This is a genomic window from Rahnella sp. CJA17(1/100), assembly GCF_963881615.1.
Taxonomy (GTDB): Bacteria; Pseudomonadota; Gammaproteobacteria; order Enterobacterales; family Enterobacteriaceae; genus Rahnella; species Rahnella aceris.
On sequence record NZ_CAWOJA010000055.1, the window covers coordinates 320,669 to 337,029 of the forward strand.

The following is a 16,361-nucleotide window of genomic DNA, read 5'->3' on the forward strand; positions in this document are numbered from 1 at the left end:
GGAAGGTGTCCCTCAGGCACCTCCCCTACACTGGCCACATATTCAATAAGGAATGGCCGCTATGAGAACACACCATCTTGCCGCTATTGACCTCGGCGCTTCCAGCGGCCGGGTGATGCTGGCGACGTTTACCCGTCAGGATCCCGATCCGGCAGCGACGCTGACACTGAAAGAAATCCACCGTTTTCCTAATAATCTGATCCGCGTTGATGGCCACGATACCTGGGACCTTGATGCGCTGGAGAAACACATACTTGAAGGGCTGAATCGCCTCGACGCGTCCGGCGTTCAGCTTGACGGTATCGGGATTGATACCTGGGGAGTGGATTATGTCCTGCTTGATGCACAGGGGCAGCGGGTCGGCTTGCCGGTTGCTTATCGTGACAACCGCACGGAAGGCGTGATGGCGCGGATGGAACAGCAGTTTGGCCGCGAGAATTTGTACCAGAAAACCGGCATTCAGTTCATGCCGTTTAACACACTTTACCAGTTGCGCGCGCTGAGCGAACAACAGCCTGAAATCGTCAGTAAAGCAGCCCACATGCTGATGATCCCGGATTATTTCCTTTATCGCCTCACCGGAAAACTGAACTGGGAATACACCAACGCCAGCACCACACAGATGCTCAATCTCGCCACCGGTGACTGGGATGAAGATTTGCTGAAACTTGCAGGTGTGCCGCGCCGCTGGTTGCAAAAACCTACACAGCCGGGTAACTCCCCGGGACTGTGGAAAAGCCCTCGCGGACGCAGCGTACCGGTATTCAGCGTCGCAACGCACGATACCGCCAGCGCGGTGGTTGCCGCCCCGCTGACCAGTTCACACAGCGCCTATCTCAGTTCCGGCACCTGGTCGCTGATGGGCATTGAAAGCCCGCACGCTTTTAACCATGCCCAGGCACTCCACGACAATATCACCAACGAAGGCGGTATCGACGGCAGCTATCGGGTGTTGCGCAATATCATGGGTTTATGGCTGTTCCAGCGGGTTTGCCGCGAACTGAACATCCAGGATTTACCGTCATTAATCACGCTGGCTAAAAACGTCCCGCCGTTCACTTATCTGATTAACCCGAACGAAGATCGTTTTATCAATCCCCCCTCTATGGTGGAGGCCATTCGCGATGCCTGTCGTCAGGCGGGTGATCCGGTGCCAGAATCGCCAGCTGAACTGGCGCGTTGTATTTTCGACAGCCTTGCCATGTTGTATCGCAAAATCGCCTTGCAACTTGCTGATTTACAAGGGACACCGCTGGAAGATATCCACATCGTTGGCGGCGGCAGTCAGAACCAGTTCCTGAATCAGCTTTGTGCTGATGTCTGTCAGGTCAGCGTCAGCGCAGGCCCGGTGGAAGCTTCAACGCTTGGCAATATCGGCTGCCAGCTGATGGCGTTAAACGCCGTCAAAGATACCGCTGAATTTCGTCGCATTGTTGCCACGAATTTTGAGCAACACCACTACATTCCACGTATTCACGCGGATTTCGCTATTCACTGGCGCCGTTTTCAGGCGCTCTGTCACGTCAATGAGGAACTCGCAGTATGACTTCATCTATCGATCAAGCATGGACACTTGCCAAAGAACGCTTTGCACAGTTGGGTATTGATGCCGAAGCTGCAATCAAACAACTTGATACCCTGCCCGTTTCTATCCATTGCTGGCAGGGGGATGATGTCGCTGGCTTCGAAAACCCTGAGGGCAACCTGACCGGCGGTATTCAGGCGACCGGTAATTATCCCGGCAAAGCGCGCAACGCTCAGCAGCTTCGTGCTGACTTAGAACTGGCGATCTCCATGATCCCTGGACCTAACCGGCTGAATCTGCATGCGATTTATCTGGAGTCCGATAAGCCCGTTGCCCGTAATGAGATTGAACCTAAGCACTTCACCGGCTGGGTTGACTGGGCGAAGAAAAACAAGCTGGGTCTGGACTTCAACCCGTCTTGTTTCTCACACCCGCTGAGCGCCGACGGCTTCACGCTGTCACACGCAAACCCGGAAATTCGCCAGTTCTGGATTGAACATTGTCAGGCCAGCCGCCGTGTCTCCGCCTCATTTGGCCGCGCACTGGGCACGCCGTCAGTGATGAATATCTGGGTGCCGGATGGCATGAAAGACATCACCGTCGATCGTCTGGCACCGCGCCAGCGCCTGATGAGCGCACTTGATGAAGTGATTTCTGAGAAGTTTGATATCACCGAACACATCGATGCCGTTGAAAGCAAACTGTTCGGCATCGGTTCTGAAAGCTACACCGTCGGCTCAAACGAATTCTATCTCGGTTACGCTGCCAGCCGCGGCACTGCGCTGTGCCTCGATGCCGGCCACTTCCACCCAACTGAAGTGATCTCCGACAAAATTTCTGCTGCGATGCTGTATGTGCCGCGCCTGCTGCTGCACGTCAGCCGTCCGGTACGCTGGGACAGTGACCACGTAGTTCTGCTGGACGACGAAACGCAGGCCATCGCCAGCGAAATCGTGCGCCATGACCTGTTCAACCGCGTTCATATCGGTCTGGATTTCTTCGATGCCTCGATCAACCGCATCGCTGCCTGGGTTATCGGCACCCGCAACATGAAAAAAGCCCTGCTGAAAGCCCTGCTCGAACCGACCGATTTACTGAAAAAACTTGAAGCCGAAGGCGATTACACCGCACGTCTGGCTCTGCTGGAAGAGCAAAAATCCCTGCCATGGCAGGCCGTGTGGGACATGTATTGTCAGCGTCACGACGTACCGGTTGGCGGTCAGTGGCTGGATACCGTCCGTCATTACGAAACCAGCGTGCTGGCAAAACGTTAATTGCCGCCGAACGCAACAAAAACGCATTCACCTTATTCGCAGGAAAGAACCGATGAAAACATTATTTAGCTCGTGGTTTGTGCAAGGCATGGTCAAAGCGACCACCGATATGTGGCTGAAAGGCTGGGATGAGCGTAACGGCGGCAACGTCAGCATGCGCCTGTTACCGGAAGACGTCGCACCTTATAAAAATGATTTTTACGACCAGCCGCGCCAGGTTGAACTGACTCAGCATGCGCCTGATCTGGCCAACGAATACTTCATCGTGACCGGTTCCGGTAAGTTTTTCCGTAACGTGCAATTAGCCCCGTCAGAAGCGCTGACCGTTATTCAGCTCGATGACAAAGGCGCCAGCTACAAAATCCTGTGGGGTCTGACCGCCGGCGGTCTGCCAACCTCTGAACTGGCCTCACATCTGCAATCTCACGCTGTGCGTAAACGTGTCACCAACGGTCAGGATCGCGTGATCATGCATTGCCATGCGACCAACCTGATCGCACTGACGTACGTGCTTGAGCTCGACAGCGCCAAGATCACCCGCAAGTTGTGGGAATGCAGCACAGAATGTCTGGTGGTCTTCCCCGACGGCGTGGGGATTGTACCGTGGATGGTGCCGGGTACCGATGGTATCGGCGCAGCCACTTCCGACCGGATGCAACATCACAGCCTGGTGTTGTGGGCATTCCACGGTATCTTCGGTTGCGGCCCGACGCTGGATGACGCTTTTGGCCTGATCGACACCGCTGAAAAATCGGCGGAGATCCTGGTGAAAGTGATTTCTATGGGTGGAATGAAACAAACCATCCAGACCGATGAACTGATCGCGCTTGGCAAACGTTTTGACGTCACACCTTTCGAGGCCGCACTGAAAGCCTGATCAGGCACTTTATGCTCCAGACTTCATAAATCCTGCACGGGGAACAGTGGATGTTTCCCGTAGCAGGAAATGGCAAAGACCGCGGAGCAGCGCACAACAGAACACCTATTTTACTTACTCTATAGAGGGAATTTTTATGAGTTTCATGTTGGCACTTCCTAAAATCAGCCTCCACGGTCAGGGCGCAATCGAAGATATGGTTGCGATGCTGGCGACTAAGCAACACGGCAAAGCGCTTATCGTTACCGATGGCCAGTTAATCGAACTGGGTCTGCTCGACAGTTTATTCTCCGCCCTTAAACAGGCCGGACTGCCTTACGCTATTTACGGCGGCGTGGTACCCAATCCAACCTCTGCTCACGTTGATGAAGGTTTCCGTTTGTATCAGGAAAACCAGTGCGATTACCTGATCGCTTTCGGCGGCGGCAGCCCGATTGATACCGCAAAAGGCATCAAAATTCTGACCGCCAATCCGGGGCCCGCCACAATGTATTCCGGTGTCGGCAAAGTTACCAAACCGGGTGTCTTCCTGGTGGCGATTAATACCACAGCGGGCACAGCCGCAGAACTCACCAGCAATGCGGTGATCATCGACAGCCAGCGTCAGGTGAAAGAAGTGATCATCGACGCCAATCTGATCCCGGATATTGCAGTGGATGACCCGGCGGTTATGCTCAAAATCCCGGCCAGTGTCACCGCTGCGACCGGCATGGATGCGCTAACTCACGCCATCGAAGCCTATGTTTCTGTCGGCGCACATCCTCTGACCGATCCGACCGCGCTCGCCGCGATTTCAACTATCACGCAATGGCTGCCAAAAGCAGTCGATCACGGCGATGATATTGAAGCCCGCGAGAAAATGGCGCAGGGACAATATCTGGCCGGTATGGCATTTAACAGCGCAGGTTTGGGGCTGGTTCACGCACTGGCGCATCAGCCGGGCGCGACACATAATCTGCCGCACGGCGTCTGTAATGCCATCTTGCTGCCGGTTGTCGAAGAGTTTAACCGCGCCAGTGCACCTCACCGCTTTGCCGATATCGCCCGCGCGATGGGCGTACATACGCAAGGTATCAGCGAAACACAGGCCAGTATTGCGGCCATTGACGCTATCCGAAAATTGTCCACCCGCGTGGGTATTCCTTCCGGTTTCAAAGAGCTGGGGATTAAGGAAAGCGATATCGAAGGCTGGCTGGACAAAGCCCTCGCTGATCCGTGCGCACCGTGCAATCCGCGCACCGCAACTCGTGAAGAAGTGCGCGAGTTGTATCTGAAAGCAATGTAGTTTCTTTGCTCCCTCCTAAGGGGAGAGCGAAAGCAAACACGAAAACAGCTCGGTCTGCTCCCTCCCCTGCGAAGGGGAGGGTTGGGGTGGGGTGGGGTATTAAATAAAAGCTAATGTGTTGAAGTGTACTTTGACGAGGCGTTTATCTTTAAAACCCCCTCCCTGCCTCCCCCTTCGCAGGGGGAGGAGCTTTCCCTCTACCCCCCGATAATCTAACCGGAGAAAAACATGATCCGTAAATCCTTCGTGATGCAGGTTAATGCGAATGCACACGATGAATATCAGCGCCGTCATTCGCCAATCTGGCCGGAACTGGCGGAAACCCTGAAAGCCCACGGCGCGCATCACTACAGCATTTTTCTTGATGAAAAACGTAATCTGCTGTTTGGCTATGTGGAAATAGAATCAGAAGAAAGATGGAACGCGGTAGCAAAAACGGAGATCTGCCAGAAATGGTGGAAGCATATGGCAGACGTAATGCCTGCCAATGCCGATAACAGCCCGGTCAGTAACGATCTTAAACCGGTCTTTTACCTCGATTAACCCGCTGACCAGCGGGTTTTCCTTTTCCGGCAGACGGATTTTGCGCTTTTGAGGCGGTAAAACGCGTGGTGGCCGGTTTCGCTTTGCCTGAAACTGACGCCGCAAACTTTGGATCAAAACCGTCCGGCGGCACCAGACAATCAGGCCGGATGCCAATCAGACGGCGCATGCCCATCGCGGTCAGCGCCTCGCGGATCACCGGCCAGTTCACCGGATCGTGATAGCGCAGCAAGGCTTTATGCAACCGGCGCTGGCGATCGCCTTTCGGCACTACCACGTCTTCGCTTTTGTAATCCACTTTGCCAAGCGGATTCTTGCCGCTGTAATACATGGTGGTGGCGCTGGCGAGCGGCGACGGATAAAAGTTCTGCACCTGATCCAGCCGGAAGCGATTTTTCTTCAGCCACAGCGCCAGGTTGATCATGTCTTCAGTACGTGTCCCCGGATGTGCGGAGATAAAGTACGGGATCAGATATTGCTCTTTTCCGGCCTGTTTGGAATAGCTGTCAAACAGCTCCTTGAAGCGGTAATAACTGCCCATTCCAGGCTTCATCATTTTGGACAGCGGTCCGGCTTCAGTATGTTCCGGCGCGATCTTCAGATATCCCCCCACGTGATGTTCGGCCAGCTCTTTGATATAACGCGGATCTTCTACCGCCAGATCGTAACGTACGCCCGAGGCGATCAGTATTTTCTTGATGCCCTTCAGGCTGCGCGTACGGCGGTAAAGGTTGATCGTCGGTTCATGGTTAGTGTCCATGTGCGTACAGATTTCCGGATACACACAGGACGCACGGCGGCAACTTTGTTCCGCTTTCGGCGACTGACAGCGCAGCATATACATGTTGGCGGTCGGGCCACCCAGATCGGAAATCACACCGGTGAATCCCGGTACATTGTCGCGGATCTCTTCTATTTCGCGGACAATCGACGCTTCCGAGCGGCTCTGAATGATCCGCCCTTCATGCTCGGTGATCGAACAAAACGCACAACCGCCGTAACAGCCACGCATAATATTGATCGAGAAACGGATCATGTCATATGCCGGAATTGTCGCTTTGCCGTAAGACGGGTGCGGTACGCGCTGGAACGGCAGGCCAAACACTTCGTCCATTTCTTCGGTCGACAGCGGGATCGCCGGTGGGTTGATCCACACATAGCGGTCACCGTGTTTTTGCATCAGGGCACGCGCACAGCCAGGATTGGTTTCGTGATGCAGAATGCGCGAGGTATGCGCGTAAAGCACTTTATCGCCCTTCACTTTTTCAAATGATGGCAACAGAACGTAGGTTTTCTCCCACGGTTTCGGCTTTGGCGCGCGCACCGTTACCGGTTGCGGGGCATCCGGCGCAGGCAACTCTCCTTCCGAGCACGGCAAATCCTCACCGTACGGATTCATGATCGGCTCAATCCGCCCCGGCTTATCGAGCCGCGTGGAATCCACACCGCTCCAGCCGATAAGCGCCGTTTTGCGCATCACGGCAGTGTTACGCACATCATGAATATCAGTAATGGATTCGCCCGCCGCCAGACGGTGCGCCACTTCCACCAGCGGCCTTTCGCCGTTGCCATAAATCAGCATGTCAGCTTTGGAATCCACCAGTACCGAGCGCCGCACGGTATCGGACCAGTAATCGTAATGTGCGATACGTCGCAGGCTGGCTTCGATACCGCCGAGCAAAACCGGTACATCGCTGTAGGCTTCTTTACAGCGCTGGGTGTAAACCAGCGTCGCGCGATCCGGACGTTTTCCACCCACGTTACCCGGCGTATAGGCATCGTCGTGGCGTAATTTACGGTCGGCGGTATAACGGTTGATCATCGAATCCATATTGCCGGCAGTCACGCCGTAAAACAGATTCGGCTTCCCGAGCCGCATGAAATCTTCTTTGCTGGTCCAGTCCGGCTGCGCGATGATCCCGACGCGAAACCCTTGCGCTTCCAGCATGCGGCCGATGATCGCCATGCCGAAACTCGGATGGTCAACATACGCATCGCCGGTCACCACGATCACATCACAACTGTCCCAGCCAAGTTTATCCATTTCCTCCCGGGTCATCGGGAAAAACGGCGCAGTGCCGTAGCATTCGGCCCAGTAACGTGGGTAAGAAAACAGGGTGCGATCAGGTTGGATCAGGCTGACTGGCATAGTAAGGTCTTCGTTCGGCGGCAAATAATTGGCCGCAAATTATACGGGGACGGAAACTGCGGCGGGTGAGCAAATCGCTTAAAATTGTTTTAGATCAAATTATGTTTTCTGACTGAGCGCCGTATTATATCCAGGCTGCTCCGGCGCGGAGGGTCTCAGCAGATCCAGTATTTCTTAAGAAGTCATTTCCTTTATACCGGCAATAAAGAGTGCTCAAATAGTCCATTGCTGAATCAGGTTTTAAAGGAAAAATAGCGTTATGGATAATAAACGTTTCCAGAAATTACTCTTACCCAAGCTTACCGAAGCCATGCTGTTTACGCGTTCACGACTGTCGCTGAAATCTGCCAATAAGTTTTATCCGGATAAAAGAATGATTGATGGTCTGATGATATCGGATCCTAAAAAATACCGGCTGCATTCACTGGGCGGCGACAGGGATCGGGGTGCCATGGTGCGGGGTCTGCGAAAGCTCAATCTTTCCTCCCAGCAGCTTTACCGGAAAGTTGAAGAAGATTATCGCAACGGGAAAGAAAATGCGGGCAACTGCGGCGAAAATGCCCGCGTCGCATTTTGTTATATCAGTGAAAACATTCAAAAATGGGAAAAGCTCGCTGGTACGCCATTAAAAGTGATCAGCATCTTCATTACGCGTCCGGTCGACCATTGCCTGGTATTAGTCGGCACCCAGCCTGTACATAACAACGGCAAAATCCTTGAGAACGCACTGATTTGCGATCCGTGGGCAAAGATCGTCTGCCCTCTGGCGCATTATTCTCTTGAGTGGAAAATGAAAATGAATAAATGGTCTAACCGTGGCCTGAAGGGGAAATATCCCGGCGGTGTTTACGACCATTTTGCTAACAGGGATTCCCGTGAAGCGATCCGTATCGGCAAGTTCGTTATTTATGAACAAAATCAGTACAAAATTTCACAGCGGATCCATGATAAAAAGCTTTATTCGCTGATTGATCCCAATGCGATTACCTGACGTTTTCATTGCCATAAAAAAGGCCTGCCGGTTTCCCGCAGGCCTTTCTTTTTTGCTGACCTCAATCTTATTTTTTCGCCAGCGCCTCAAACACTTTTTCAACGGCCACTGCGCCGGGATCTTTCACCCCTTTCAGGCTGTTGCTGCTGAGATAAGAAGAGCGCCCCGCATTGGCTTTCTTCATGCTGGCCGTGTCTTTGGCCCCTTTGGCTGCCGCTTTAGCCGCCCCTTTCAGCGCATCTTTTTTGCCAAGGGCTTCCAGCGCCGGTTGCAGTGCGTCGATCATCGTGCGATCCCCGAGATCTGCCCCGCCGTAATGCTTCATGCGTTCGAGACCGGACAGCAACGCTTTCGGCAACTTCTCACCCTCACCGACTTTCTTACCGGCGGCGGTAAAGAAGATCGACATCAGCACGCCGCTGGATCCGCCCATGACGGTCGCCAGACGATCGCCGACAACGCCCAGAAGATCGGCCACATTATTCAGCGGTAATCTTTTGCCTTTGTTTTCTTTCTGGATATCGCGCGCGCCGGTGGCAAACGTCGAACCGGTATCGCCGTCACCGACTTTGGCATCGAGTTTATTCAGCTCGTCTTCCAGATCAGAAAGTGTCTGAGTAATGGTTTCAACGATTTTGCCAACCTGCGCATTGGACGAGGCTTTTACCGTTTTCTTATCGCTGATTTTCTTGCCTTTTTTGGTCGCCAGTTTCTCAAGCTTCACCAGAGGCTGCCAGCCGGAGGCTTCCACTTCTGCCAGCAAGGCTTCCTCAATGCCGCCTTTAAGGGCAATCACCGAGAGCGAGAACCCTTTCATATCCAGCGCACTGACCAGCGATGCCGGGCCAATCAGATAACGGATCGAACTGCCGAGCGCAGAATGCACCAGTTCTTTGGTGATCTGATTCATTTCGAGCGGAGAGACGCCGCCGAGGTTATTGATCAGCACCGCCAGCTTGTCGCTTTTCTTCACATGTTCCGCAAGCTTGCCGACCAGCGTATCCACCACTTTTTTGCTGTTCTGGGTTTTCATGGTCGACACACCCGGTTCGCCGTGAATACCTAATCCCAGCTCAACGTGGCCCGATTCGATACGTTGCTCTTCTTCATCTTCACCGCCTCCCGGCAGGCTGCACCCCGCCGCCGCGACACCAATACTGGCGGTCGCATCAATCGCCTGCAGGGCGATTTTGGTGACATCTTTCAGGGATTTGCCCTGCTCAGCCGCGTAACCGGCAATTTTATGCACCAGCGCCGTACCGGCGATGCCGCGCGGCTGCTTGTTTTCCGGCAGGGAAATGTCGTCGGAGACCATCACCAGCTCGACGTTATAGCCTAAGCCTTTTGCTTTCTCAGCGGCCAGACCAAAGTTCAGACGGTCGCCGGTGTAGTTTTTGACGATCAGCAGACAGCCCGCTTTGCCGGTGACCGCCACAATCGCGTTCAGCACGGCGTCCACGCTCGGAGAAGCAAACACTTCGCCACACACTGCCGCCGTGAGCATGCCTTTGCCGACAAACCCCACGTGCGCCGGTTCATGACCCGAGCCACCGCCTGAAATCAGCGCAACCTTTTTCTTATCCCAGTCACGCCGCACGACAACGCGGATTGCCGGATCAATGTCCAGTTTTGCCAGGTTTTTGTAGGGAGAGGTCAGGATCACCCCTTCAATAACATCGTTAATCAGAGTCTTGCGGTCATTCATAAAGAATTTAGACATACCGGACCTTTCCTTTTAACTGTTTTCCAGGTGAAAAAAAGAGCTTCTACGCAGTATAGATAACCCAAAACATAACACAGGGAAAAGTAACGAAGGGGGCGGGAAAGGCGGTTTCCCGCCTTTTAGGAAATGATGAGAAAAGAAATCAATTGCAGGCGAGAACCTTGATAGCCAAACCGCCTGTCGAGGTTTCACGGTATTTCGAGTTCATGTCCTTGCCGGTTTCGTACATGGTTTCGATGACTTTATCGAGGCACACACGCGGTTCGCTGGTGCGGCGTAATGCCATACGCGACGCATTAACGGCTTTCACGGCCGAAATGGCGTTACGCTCGATGCATGGCACCTGAACCTGTCCGGCCAGCGGATCACAAGTCAGCCCGAGGTGATGTTCCATCGCGATTTCTGCCGCCATAAACACCTGCGCGGTGCTGCCGCCCAGCAGTTCGGTCAGACCTGCCGCCGCCATAGAACAGGCCACGCCCACTTCGCCCTGACACCCCACTTCCGCACCGGAAATCGAAGCGTTCATTTTGAACAGAATACCGACCGCGCCGGAAGCCAGGAAGAAGCGGCTGTACGAATCAGGGCTGATCGGGCGGATAAACTGATCGTAATACGTCAGCACGGCAGGAATGATGCCACACGCGCCGTTGGTCGGCGCAGTGACCACTCGCCCGCCTGCCGCATTTTCTTCGTTAACCGCCATCGCGTACATGTTGATCCAGTCAACAACGCCCATCGGATCGACATTGTTCTTATCCTGCGTCACCAGAATGCGGCGCAGCGCGGCGGCACGGCGGTTGATTTTCATCGGTCCCGGCAGCAAGCCTTCGGTATGAATGCCGCGCGTAATGCCTTCGCTCATCACATTCCAGATGGCCGCAAAGTGATCACTGATTTCTGTGCGTGTGTGTCCCGCCAGTTCGTTTTGCAGCATCAGTGCCGACAACGACAGGCCGGTGTCCGTACAGTGTTTTTGCAAATCGCTGGCCGAACGGAACGGATACGGGCGCACCACCGGATTTTCATCCTGCATACCAAATTTGCTGGCTTCGACAATAAAGCCACCGCCGATAGAGTAATAGGTTTGGGTATAGAGCAGTTCATCGCCGCTGAACGCACTGATTGTCATGCCGTTTTCATGCAACGGCAGATTACCGGAATGGAAATTCATGCCTGAACTGGCCGGGAAATCCACTTCTTTTGCGCCCTTGCCCAGCATCAGACGTCCGGTATTTTCTACCTCACGGATAAACGCCGGGATCGCATCGATATCCACATCATCCGGCATATTCCCCGCCAGCCCCATGATAATGGCCAGATCAGTATGGTGACCTTTACCGGTTAATGATAATGATCCGTAAACATCAACCGCCACGCGGGTCGTTTGGGTTATATGGCCTGAAGAGATAAGCTCATCAGTGAATATTTTCCCGGCTTTCATCGGGCCAACAGTATGCGAACTGGAAGGACCAATACCAATTTTGAAAATATCGAAGACGCTGATCACGGTGGGTACTCCAAGTGAAATTATTTACGGGCGGAATAAACAGAAAAACGGGAGAGAAAGGAGCGGGATATTCCCGCTCACTTTATTTCAGAAGCTTTAATCATTAACCCATCAGGCTGAATACAATGGCTGACATCGCAATCAGACCCATTACAGAAACGAAGACATTACTGATATGACCGCTGTATTTTTTCATCGCCGGAACTTTACGGATGGCATACATTGGCATCAGGAATAACAGCATCGCAATAATCGGACCGCCCAGCGTTTCGATCATGCCCAGAATACTTGGATTCAGGGTTGCCACTAACCAGGTGGTTAATAACATGAAGATACCGGTATAACGGTTCAGCGTTGGCAGGGCAATTTTCTTGCCTTTACTGCGCAAAGATTTAATCACCATGCCGTTAAAACCTTCGCGTGCGCCCAGATAATGGCCGAGGAAAGATTTAGTAATGGCAATAAAGGCAATAAATGGCGCGATATATTCAATGACCGGGTTAGAGAAGTGGTTCGCTAAATAAGACAGAATAGACACGTTTTGCGATTTGGCTTCCATCAGGTCGGCCGGAGACAGGCTCAGGACGCAGCTGAAGACAAAGAACATCACCGTGATCACCATCATGATGTGGCTAAATGCCAGAATGCGCGAACATTTTTTCTCAGCGCCATCACCGTATTCTTTGCGTTTTGCCACTGCAAAAGAGGAGATAATAGGCGAGTGGTTGAACGAGAACACCATCACCGGGATCACCAGCCACAGCGTCATCAGCATACCGTGACCTACGCCGTTACCGGAAAGCGAGGCGTTTGTAAACACGGACATATTCCAGTTAGGAATAAGGTAAAGCGCCAGCGCCATCAGCACCGTCACAAACGGGAATACCAGAATACTCATCGCTTTCACGATCATATCCTGACCAAAATGCACCAGTGTCATTAATCCGAGGATCAGGATCAGTGACAGCAACGCACGCGGTGGCGCATTCATATGCATCTGGTGAGTAATAAAACTCTCAACCGTATTAGTGATCGCCACGCTGTAAACCAGCAAAATAGGATAAATGGCGAAGAAATACAGCAGCGTAATTAATTTACCGGCCGTAATACCAAAATGTTCTTCCACGACTTCCGTAATATCTTCACCGGCATTTTTACCCGATAAAACAAAACGGGTTAATCCGCGGTGAGCGAAAAAAGTCATTGGGAAGGCGAGAATCGCCATAATAATTAACGGAATTAATCCGCCAATACCGGCATTAATAGGAAGAAAAAGAACACCCGCACCAATTGCCGTTCCATATAAACCTAACATCCACATGGTGTCAGTTTTACGCCAGGAACTTATTGATTTTTCAGACAGCGTCCCGATTGTTGTATTATCCATGATTCCTCAGCACCTAATTATAAAAATAATTCCGTTTTCCCCAGGAATGGTTGATGTTTTTTTACTGCACCCGTCATCGAAAAAACCACCCTGACGGTTAAAACATACCATTAATGCGGGCATGATACCTATCAGCAGCATAAAAATCTGACTAACGGTGTGGCTTTGAGATCATGGTCACGAATATAGCTAAAACGCCGTCTATTATTCCTTTAAATTCCAATCTATTAACATTTCCTGCAATTTAAATTCATCAAACGGTGATTACGGTAACATTTATTTTTTGTCATATTTTGTTATGACCGTGACTATTATTTTAATAACGGTTGAAATAACACCAATGTGTATTATTTATCGACGCCGCCTCTCTTATCGCTGCTCAAAAATCAACCACGCACATTAACCTAAACATTCATTAGATTCTCTTCAGTATTCGCTGTGTTCCTGGTTTCTGTAAAAAATTCTACACAAGATGCGTGTTGTTGCGGGGTGAAAAACTTTTTATTGACGCTTTCAGAAATCATGCCGATAAAGTTATTCTTATTCCGGTGAAACAATTTCAACCGGAAGAAACACAGAGTGACGCCATGGAAAAAGCCCGATCACCTTTTTACCTGTTAGTGAAGATACGTGTCGGCCATTTTTTTAAGGCTGCGTATGGCTTCGCCCTGCTGATGGTGCTTCTGATCGCTCCGTTAAAACCGGTTATCGCAGAAACCAGCGAGACGTCACCCGACGCCGCCGTCGCCCAGACCGTTAACGGTATCCTCAGTTATTCGCGCTGGCCCGACAAAACGACCTCGTCTTCTTTAACACTTTGCATCATTCAGCCAGTTAAATACGCGGCGCTACTCACGCCCGATGGCAGCGCTTTTGCCGGCAGACCGCTCAAAGTGATGACGTTGCCTTTTGACAGCCCGCTGCTGACCGCGCAGTGCGATGCCATTTATTCCGGCAGAACAACGGCTGAGCAGCAAAACGATTTACATCAGCGCCTGGAAGGCCATGCCATTTTAACGATCAGCGAAGAAGACGAGACCTGCGGATTACTGAACGCTTTTTGTCTGGTGATCACGCCCCTTCACACCGGATTCAAACTGAATCTGGACACGCTGTCCCGCAGCGGTGTGCGGGTTAATCCCGCCGTATTACAACTTGCCAGGGAAAAGGAGTAACCATGGAAAATAAAATTCCTGTTCCTGACACAGAACAGCCGCGCCAGCGCCCGACGCTGAATGCCGCACTGAACAGAATCCATGTGATTGTGATTTTGACCGCGATTGGCCTTGCCGGTTTTTTACTGATCTTGCTGGCCCTGATCGCCCTGCGTTCGCATGCCGAAAATAATCTGCAACTGACCGCACGCGCTATCAGCTACACCACCGAAGCGGCGCTGGTGTTTAATGATCCTGCCGCCGCGCACGAGTCGCTGGAATTCATCGCTAAACGCGGCGATTTCACGCAGGCTAAAATTCTGACCCCTGCCGGTGCAACGTTCACTGAATGGCAGCGGCCGGTGAACAGCAACTGGGACAAGCTCGGGCAGTTCGTCGGCCACCTGGCTTTCCCGGAGCCTGTCACGATGCCGGTGAATCATTCCGGTTCGCTCATCGGTACCGTCTGGCTCGCCGGTAATGGCGGAACCCTGGCGGGTTTCCTGCTGGAAACGGTGCTTAGCCTGATCGGCTGTCTGGTACTGACGGCGCTGGTGGCGCTGTATTTTTCCCGCCGGATGCAAAAAGGTATTGTCGATGCTCTCGGCCACATTACGCGCGTCACTCATGACGTCAGCGCTAACCGTTCGTTCAGCCTGCGTGTCCCTTCTGCGCCGATTGCCGAGCTGCACACGCTGAGCCAGGACTTCAACAGCCTGCTGACGGAGCTGGAAGCCTGGGAAAACCATATGCGCAACGAGAACGTCTCACTGACCCAAAAAGCATTGCATGATGGATTGACCGGCCTGCATAATCGCGCGTTTTTCATTGATACGCTTAATCAATGCTTTAACCCGATGCGCCCGGCGCTGTCACTGGCGTTGCTGTTTATTGATGTCGATAACTTTAAAGAGATCAATGACTCACTCGGTCATGCTGCCGGAGACCGCGTGCTGATGGTGATTGGTGAACGGCTGGCGAAAACGCTGCGAAAAGGCGATGTGCTGGCGCGTCTGGGCGGTGATGAATTTGCCATCTTGCTTGAACCGATGGTTTCCACCGCAGAGGCCGTGGCTTTTGCCGAACGCATTGTTGAAATCATGAAAACCCCTGTCATCCTGCTCAATAACAAGACGCTGGATGTTTCTCTCAGTATCGGTATCGCGCTGTCGCCTTCTCAGGCCACTAACGCGAAAGAGTTACTGGATAAGGCCGATGAGGCCATGTACCGCTCGAAAAAAATTTCCGGCAGTTGCTGGCATGTTTCTTCAGGCATGCCGCTTCCTGTCGTGATGAAAGACTAAAAGGAATTAATGACAATGAATACCTGCAACACTTTCAAGACCTGGTTTCAGTTCGCCGCAATGGGGCTGTGCATTCTGCTGCTGGCCGCCTGTCAGACCAAACCGGCGGGATTAACGCCGGAACAGATCGCCGTACTGCAAAAAAACGGCTTCTCGCAGACAGCCGAAGGCTGGGAACTCGGGCTGGATGCCAAAGTGCTGTTTGGCAATAATCAGGCGACGCTTTCGACAGAAAGTAAGCAGTCGGTGGAAAAACTGGCCAGTGAACTGCTGCATGTCGGGCTGAATAAAGTCAATCTCGACGGCCATACCGACAACTACGGCGACGCCGGTTACAACAACGATCTGTCTCTGCGCCGCGCCAACACCGTTGCCGCCGCCTTTGCCGATGCCGGAATGCCACGCGCCAATATCCATACCCGCGGATTAGGGCAGAGCCAGCCGGTCGCCAGCAATAAAACCCAGGCCGGACGCGCCCAGAACCGTCGCGTGTCTGTGATTATTGTGGTGTAAATAACACTGAATTGAGTAACAGACTGGTACGCCTCAACGCTGAGGCGTATTATTCTTTAATCCCCCTCTCACTATCCTATTGATTCTGGTGCAATAGCCCATCATTAGCTCATTTTCAGGACAGTT

13 protein-coding genes are annotated in these 16,361 nt (G+C 52.5%); 9 read left to right on the forward strand and 4 right to left on the reverse strand.

Going from position 1 to position 16,361, the window contains the following annotated elements; all coding sequences use genetic code 11:
* Positions 1–61: 61 nt before the first annotated feature.
* The 5 genes from rhaB to rhaM all read left to right on the forward strand — a co-directional run bounded on the left by rhaB (position 62) and on the right by rhaM (position 5,504).
* A complete protein-coding gene (gene rhaB / locus AACU55_RS20485; RefSeq protein ID WP_134706001.1) occupies positions 62–1,546 on the forward strand; it encodes a rhamnulokinase in 1,485 nt (494 codons plus the stop codon).
* Positions 1,543–2,799, forward strand: coding sequence for an L-rhamnose isomerase (locus tag AACU55_RS20490; protein WP_013577122.1), 1,257 nt, complete (start codon positions 1,543–1,545; stop codon positions 2,797–2,799). Before rhaB ends, AACU55_RS20490 begins: the two co-directional genes overlap by 4 nt.
* Before the next feature lie 52 nt (positions 2,800–2,851).
* Positions 2,852–3,676 (forward strand): rhamnulose-1-phosphate aldolase, encoded by an 825-nt coding sequence (gene rhaD / locus AACU55_RS20495; protein ID WP_013577123.1) that lies wholly within the window; start codon positions 2,852–2,854, stop codon positions 3,674–3,676.
* A 136-nt stretch (positions 3,677–3,812) separates the two neighbouring features.
* A complete protein-coding gene (gene fucO, locus AACU55_RS20500; protein WP_112198611.1) occupies positions 3,813–4,961 on the forward strand; it encodes a lactaldehyde reductase in 1,149 nt (382 codons plus the stop codon).
* A 228-nt stretch (positions 4,962–5,189) separates the two neighbouring features.
* Positions 5,190–5,504 carry an L-rhamnose mutarotase gene (rhaM, locus tag AACU55_RS20505; protein WP_013577125.1) on the forward strand — a complete coding sequence of 105 codons (315 nt, stop codon included), beginning with the start codon at positions 5,190–5,192 and terminating at the stop codon, positions 5,502–5,504.
* Here the strand turns inward: rhaM and AACU55_RS20510 are convergent.
* On the reverse strand, positions 5,479–7,653 hold the full coding sequence (locus AACU55_RS20510) for a YgiQ family radical SAM protein (protein ID WP_134706002.1): 2,175 nt from the start codon (positions 7,651–7,653) through the stop codon (positions 5,479–5,481). The two genes, rhaM and AACU55_RS20510, sit on opposite strands and share 26 nt — an antisense overlap.
* A 259-nt stretch (positions 7,654–7,912) precedes the next feature.
* On the opposite strand from AACU55_RS20510, the gene AACU55_RS20515 reads away from it, so the two are divergent.
* Positions 7,913–8,644 (forward strand): hypothetical protein, encoded by a 732-nt coding sequence (locus AACU55_RS20515; RefSeq protein WP_037033508.1) that lies wholly within the window; start codon positions 7,913–7,915, stop codon positions 8,642–8,644.
* Between the two features lie 67 nt (positions 8,645–8,711).
* On the opposite strand, the gene AACU55_RS20520 is transcribed toward AACU55_RS20515, so the two are convergent.
* From AACU55_RS20520 to AACU55_RS20530, 3 genes are all read right to left on the reverse strand, one after another.
* Complete coding sequence (locus AACU55_RS20520) at positions 8,712–10,364, reverse strand: dihydroxyacetone kinase subunit DhaK (protein WP_037033509.1); 1,653 nt, start codon at positions 10,362–10,364, stop codon at positions 8,712–8,714.
* Between the two features lie 145 nt (positions 10,365–10,509).
* Complete coding sequence (locus tag AACU55_RS20525; RefSeq protein ID WP_037033510.1) at positions 10,510–11,877, reverse strand: L-serine ammonia-lyase; 1,368 nt, start codon at positions 11,875–11,877, stop codon at positions 10,510–10,512.
* A 103-nt stretch (positions 11,878–11,980) separates the two neighbouring features.
* Positions 11,981–13,264 carry an HAAAP family serine/threonine permease gene (locus AACU55_RS20530; protein ID WP_134706003.1) on the reverse strand — a complete coding sequence of 428 codons (1,284 nt, stop codon included), beginning with the start codon at positions 13,262–13,264 and terminating at the stop codon, positions 11,981–11,983.
* 587 nt (positions 13,265–13,851) lie between these two features.
* On the opposite strand from AACU55_RS20530, the gene AACU55_RS20535 reads away from it, so the two are divergent.
* Genes AACU55_RS20535 through AACU55_RS20545 form a run of 3 tightly spaced genes read left to right on the forward strand, consistent with a single transcriptional unit; the run spans position 13,852 to position 16,235 of the window.
* A complete protein-coding gene (locus AACU55_RS20535; RefSeq protein ID WP_228389031.1) occupies positions 13,852–14,439 on the forward strand; it encodes a YfiR family protein in 588 nt (195 codons plus the stop codon).
* 2 nt (positions 14,440–14,441) lie between these two features.
* A complete protein-coding gene (locus AACU55_RS20540; RefSeq protein WP_037033512.1) occupies positions 14,442–15,722 on the forward strand; it encodes a diguanylate cyclase domain-containing protein in 1,281 nt (426 codons plus the stop codon).
* A gap of 15 nt (positions 15,723–15,737) precedes the next feature.
* A complete protein-coding gene (locus AACU55_RS20545) occupies positions 15,738–16,235 on the forward strand; it encodes an OmpA family protein (protein WP_013577133.1) in 498 nt (165 codons plus the stop codon).
* Positions 16,236–16,361: the final 126 nt, after the last annotated feature.

What these genes read in the sequence shown, in the direction of transcription:
- AACU55_RS20535 (WP_228389031.1), top strand. Translation starts at nt 13,852, where the DNA reads ATGGAAAAAGCCCGATCACCTTTTTACCTGTTAGTGAAGATACGTGTC.
- AACU55_RS20520 (WP_037033509.1), bottom strand. Translation starts at nt 10,364, where the DNA reads ATGTCTAAATTCTTTATGAATGACCGCAAGACTCTGATTAACGATGTT.
- AACU55_RS20510 (WP_134706002.1), bottom strand. Translation starts at nt 7,653, where the DNA reads ATGCCAGTCAGCCTGATCCAACCTGATCGCACCCTGTTTTCTTACCCA.
- rhaD (WP_013577123.1), top strand. Translation starts at nt 2,852, where the DNA reads ATGAAAACATTATTTAGCTCGTGGTTTGTGCAAGGCATGGTCAAAGCG.
- AACU55_RS20490 (WP_013577122.1), top strand. Translation starts at nt 1,543, where the DNA reads ATGACTTCATCTATCGATCAAGCATGGACACTTGCCAAAGAACGCTTT.
- fucO (WP_112198611.1), top strand. Translation starts at nt 3,813, where the DNA reads ATGAGTTTCATGTTGGCACTTCCTAAAATCAGCCTCCACGGTCAGGGC.
- AACU55_RS20545 (WP_013577133.1), top strand. Translation starts at nt 15,738, where the DNA reads ATGAATACCTGCAACACTTTCAAGACCTGGTTTCAGTTCGCCGCAATG.
- rhaB (WP_134706001.1), top strand. Translation starts at nt 62, where the DNA reads ATGAGAACACACCATCTTGCCGCTATTGACCTCGGCGCTTCCAGCGGC.
- AACU55_RS20530 (WP_134706003.1), bottom strand. Translation starts at nt 13,264, where the DNA reads ATGGATAATACAACAATCGGGACGCTGTCTGAAAAATCAATAAGTTCC.
- AACU55_RS20540 (WP_037033512.1), top strand. Translation starts at nt 14,442, where the DNA reads ATGGAAAATAAAATTCCTGTTCCTGACACAGAACAGCCGCGCCAGCGC.
- rhaM (WP_013577125.1), top strand. Translation starts at nt 5,190, where the DNA reads ATGATCCGTAAATCCTTCGTGATGCAGGTTAATGCGAATGCACACGAT.
- AACU55_RS20515 (WP_037033508.1), top strand. Translation starts at nt 7,913, where the DNA reads ATGGATAATAAACGTTTCCAGAAATTACTCTTACCCAAGCTTACCGAA.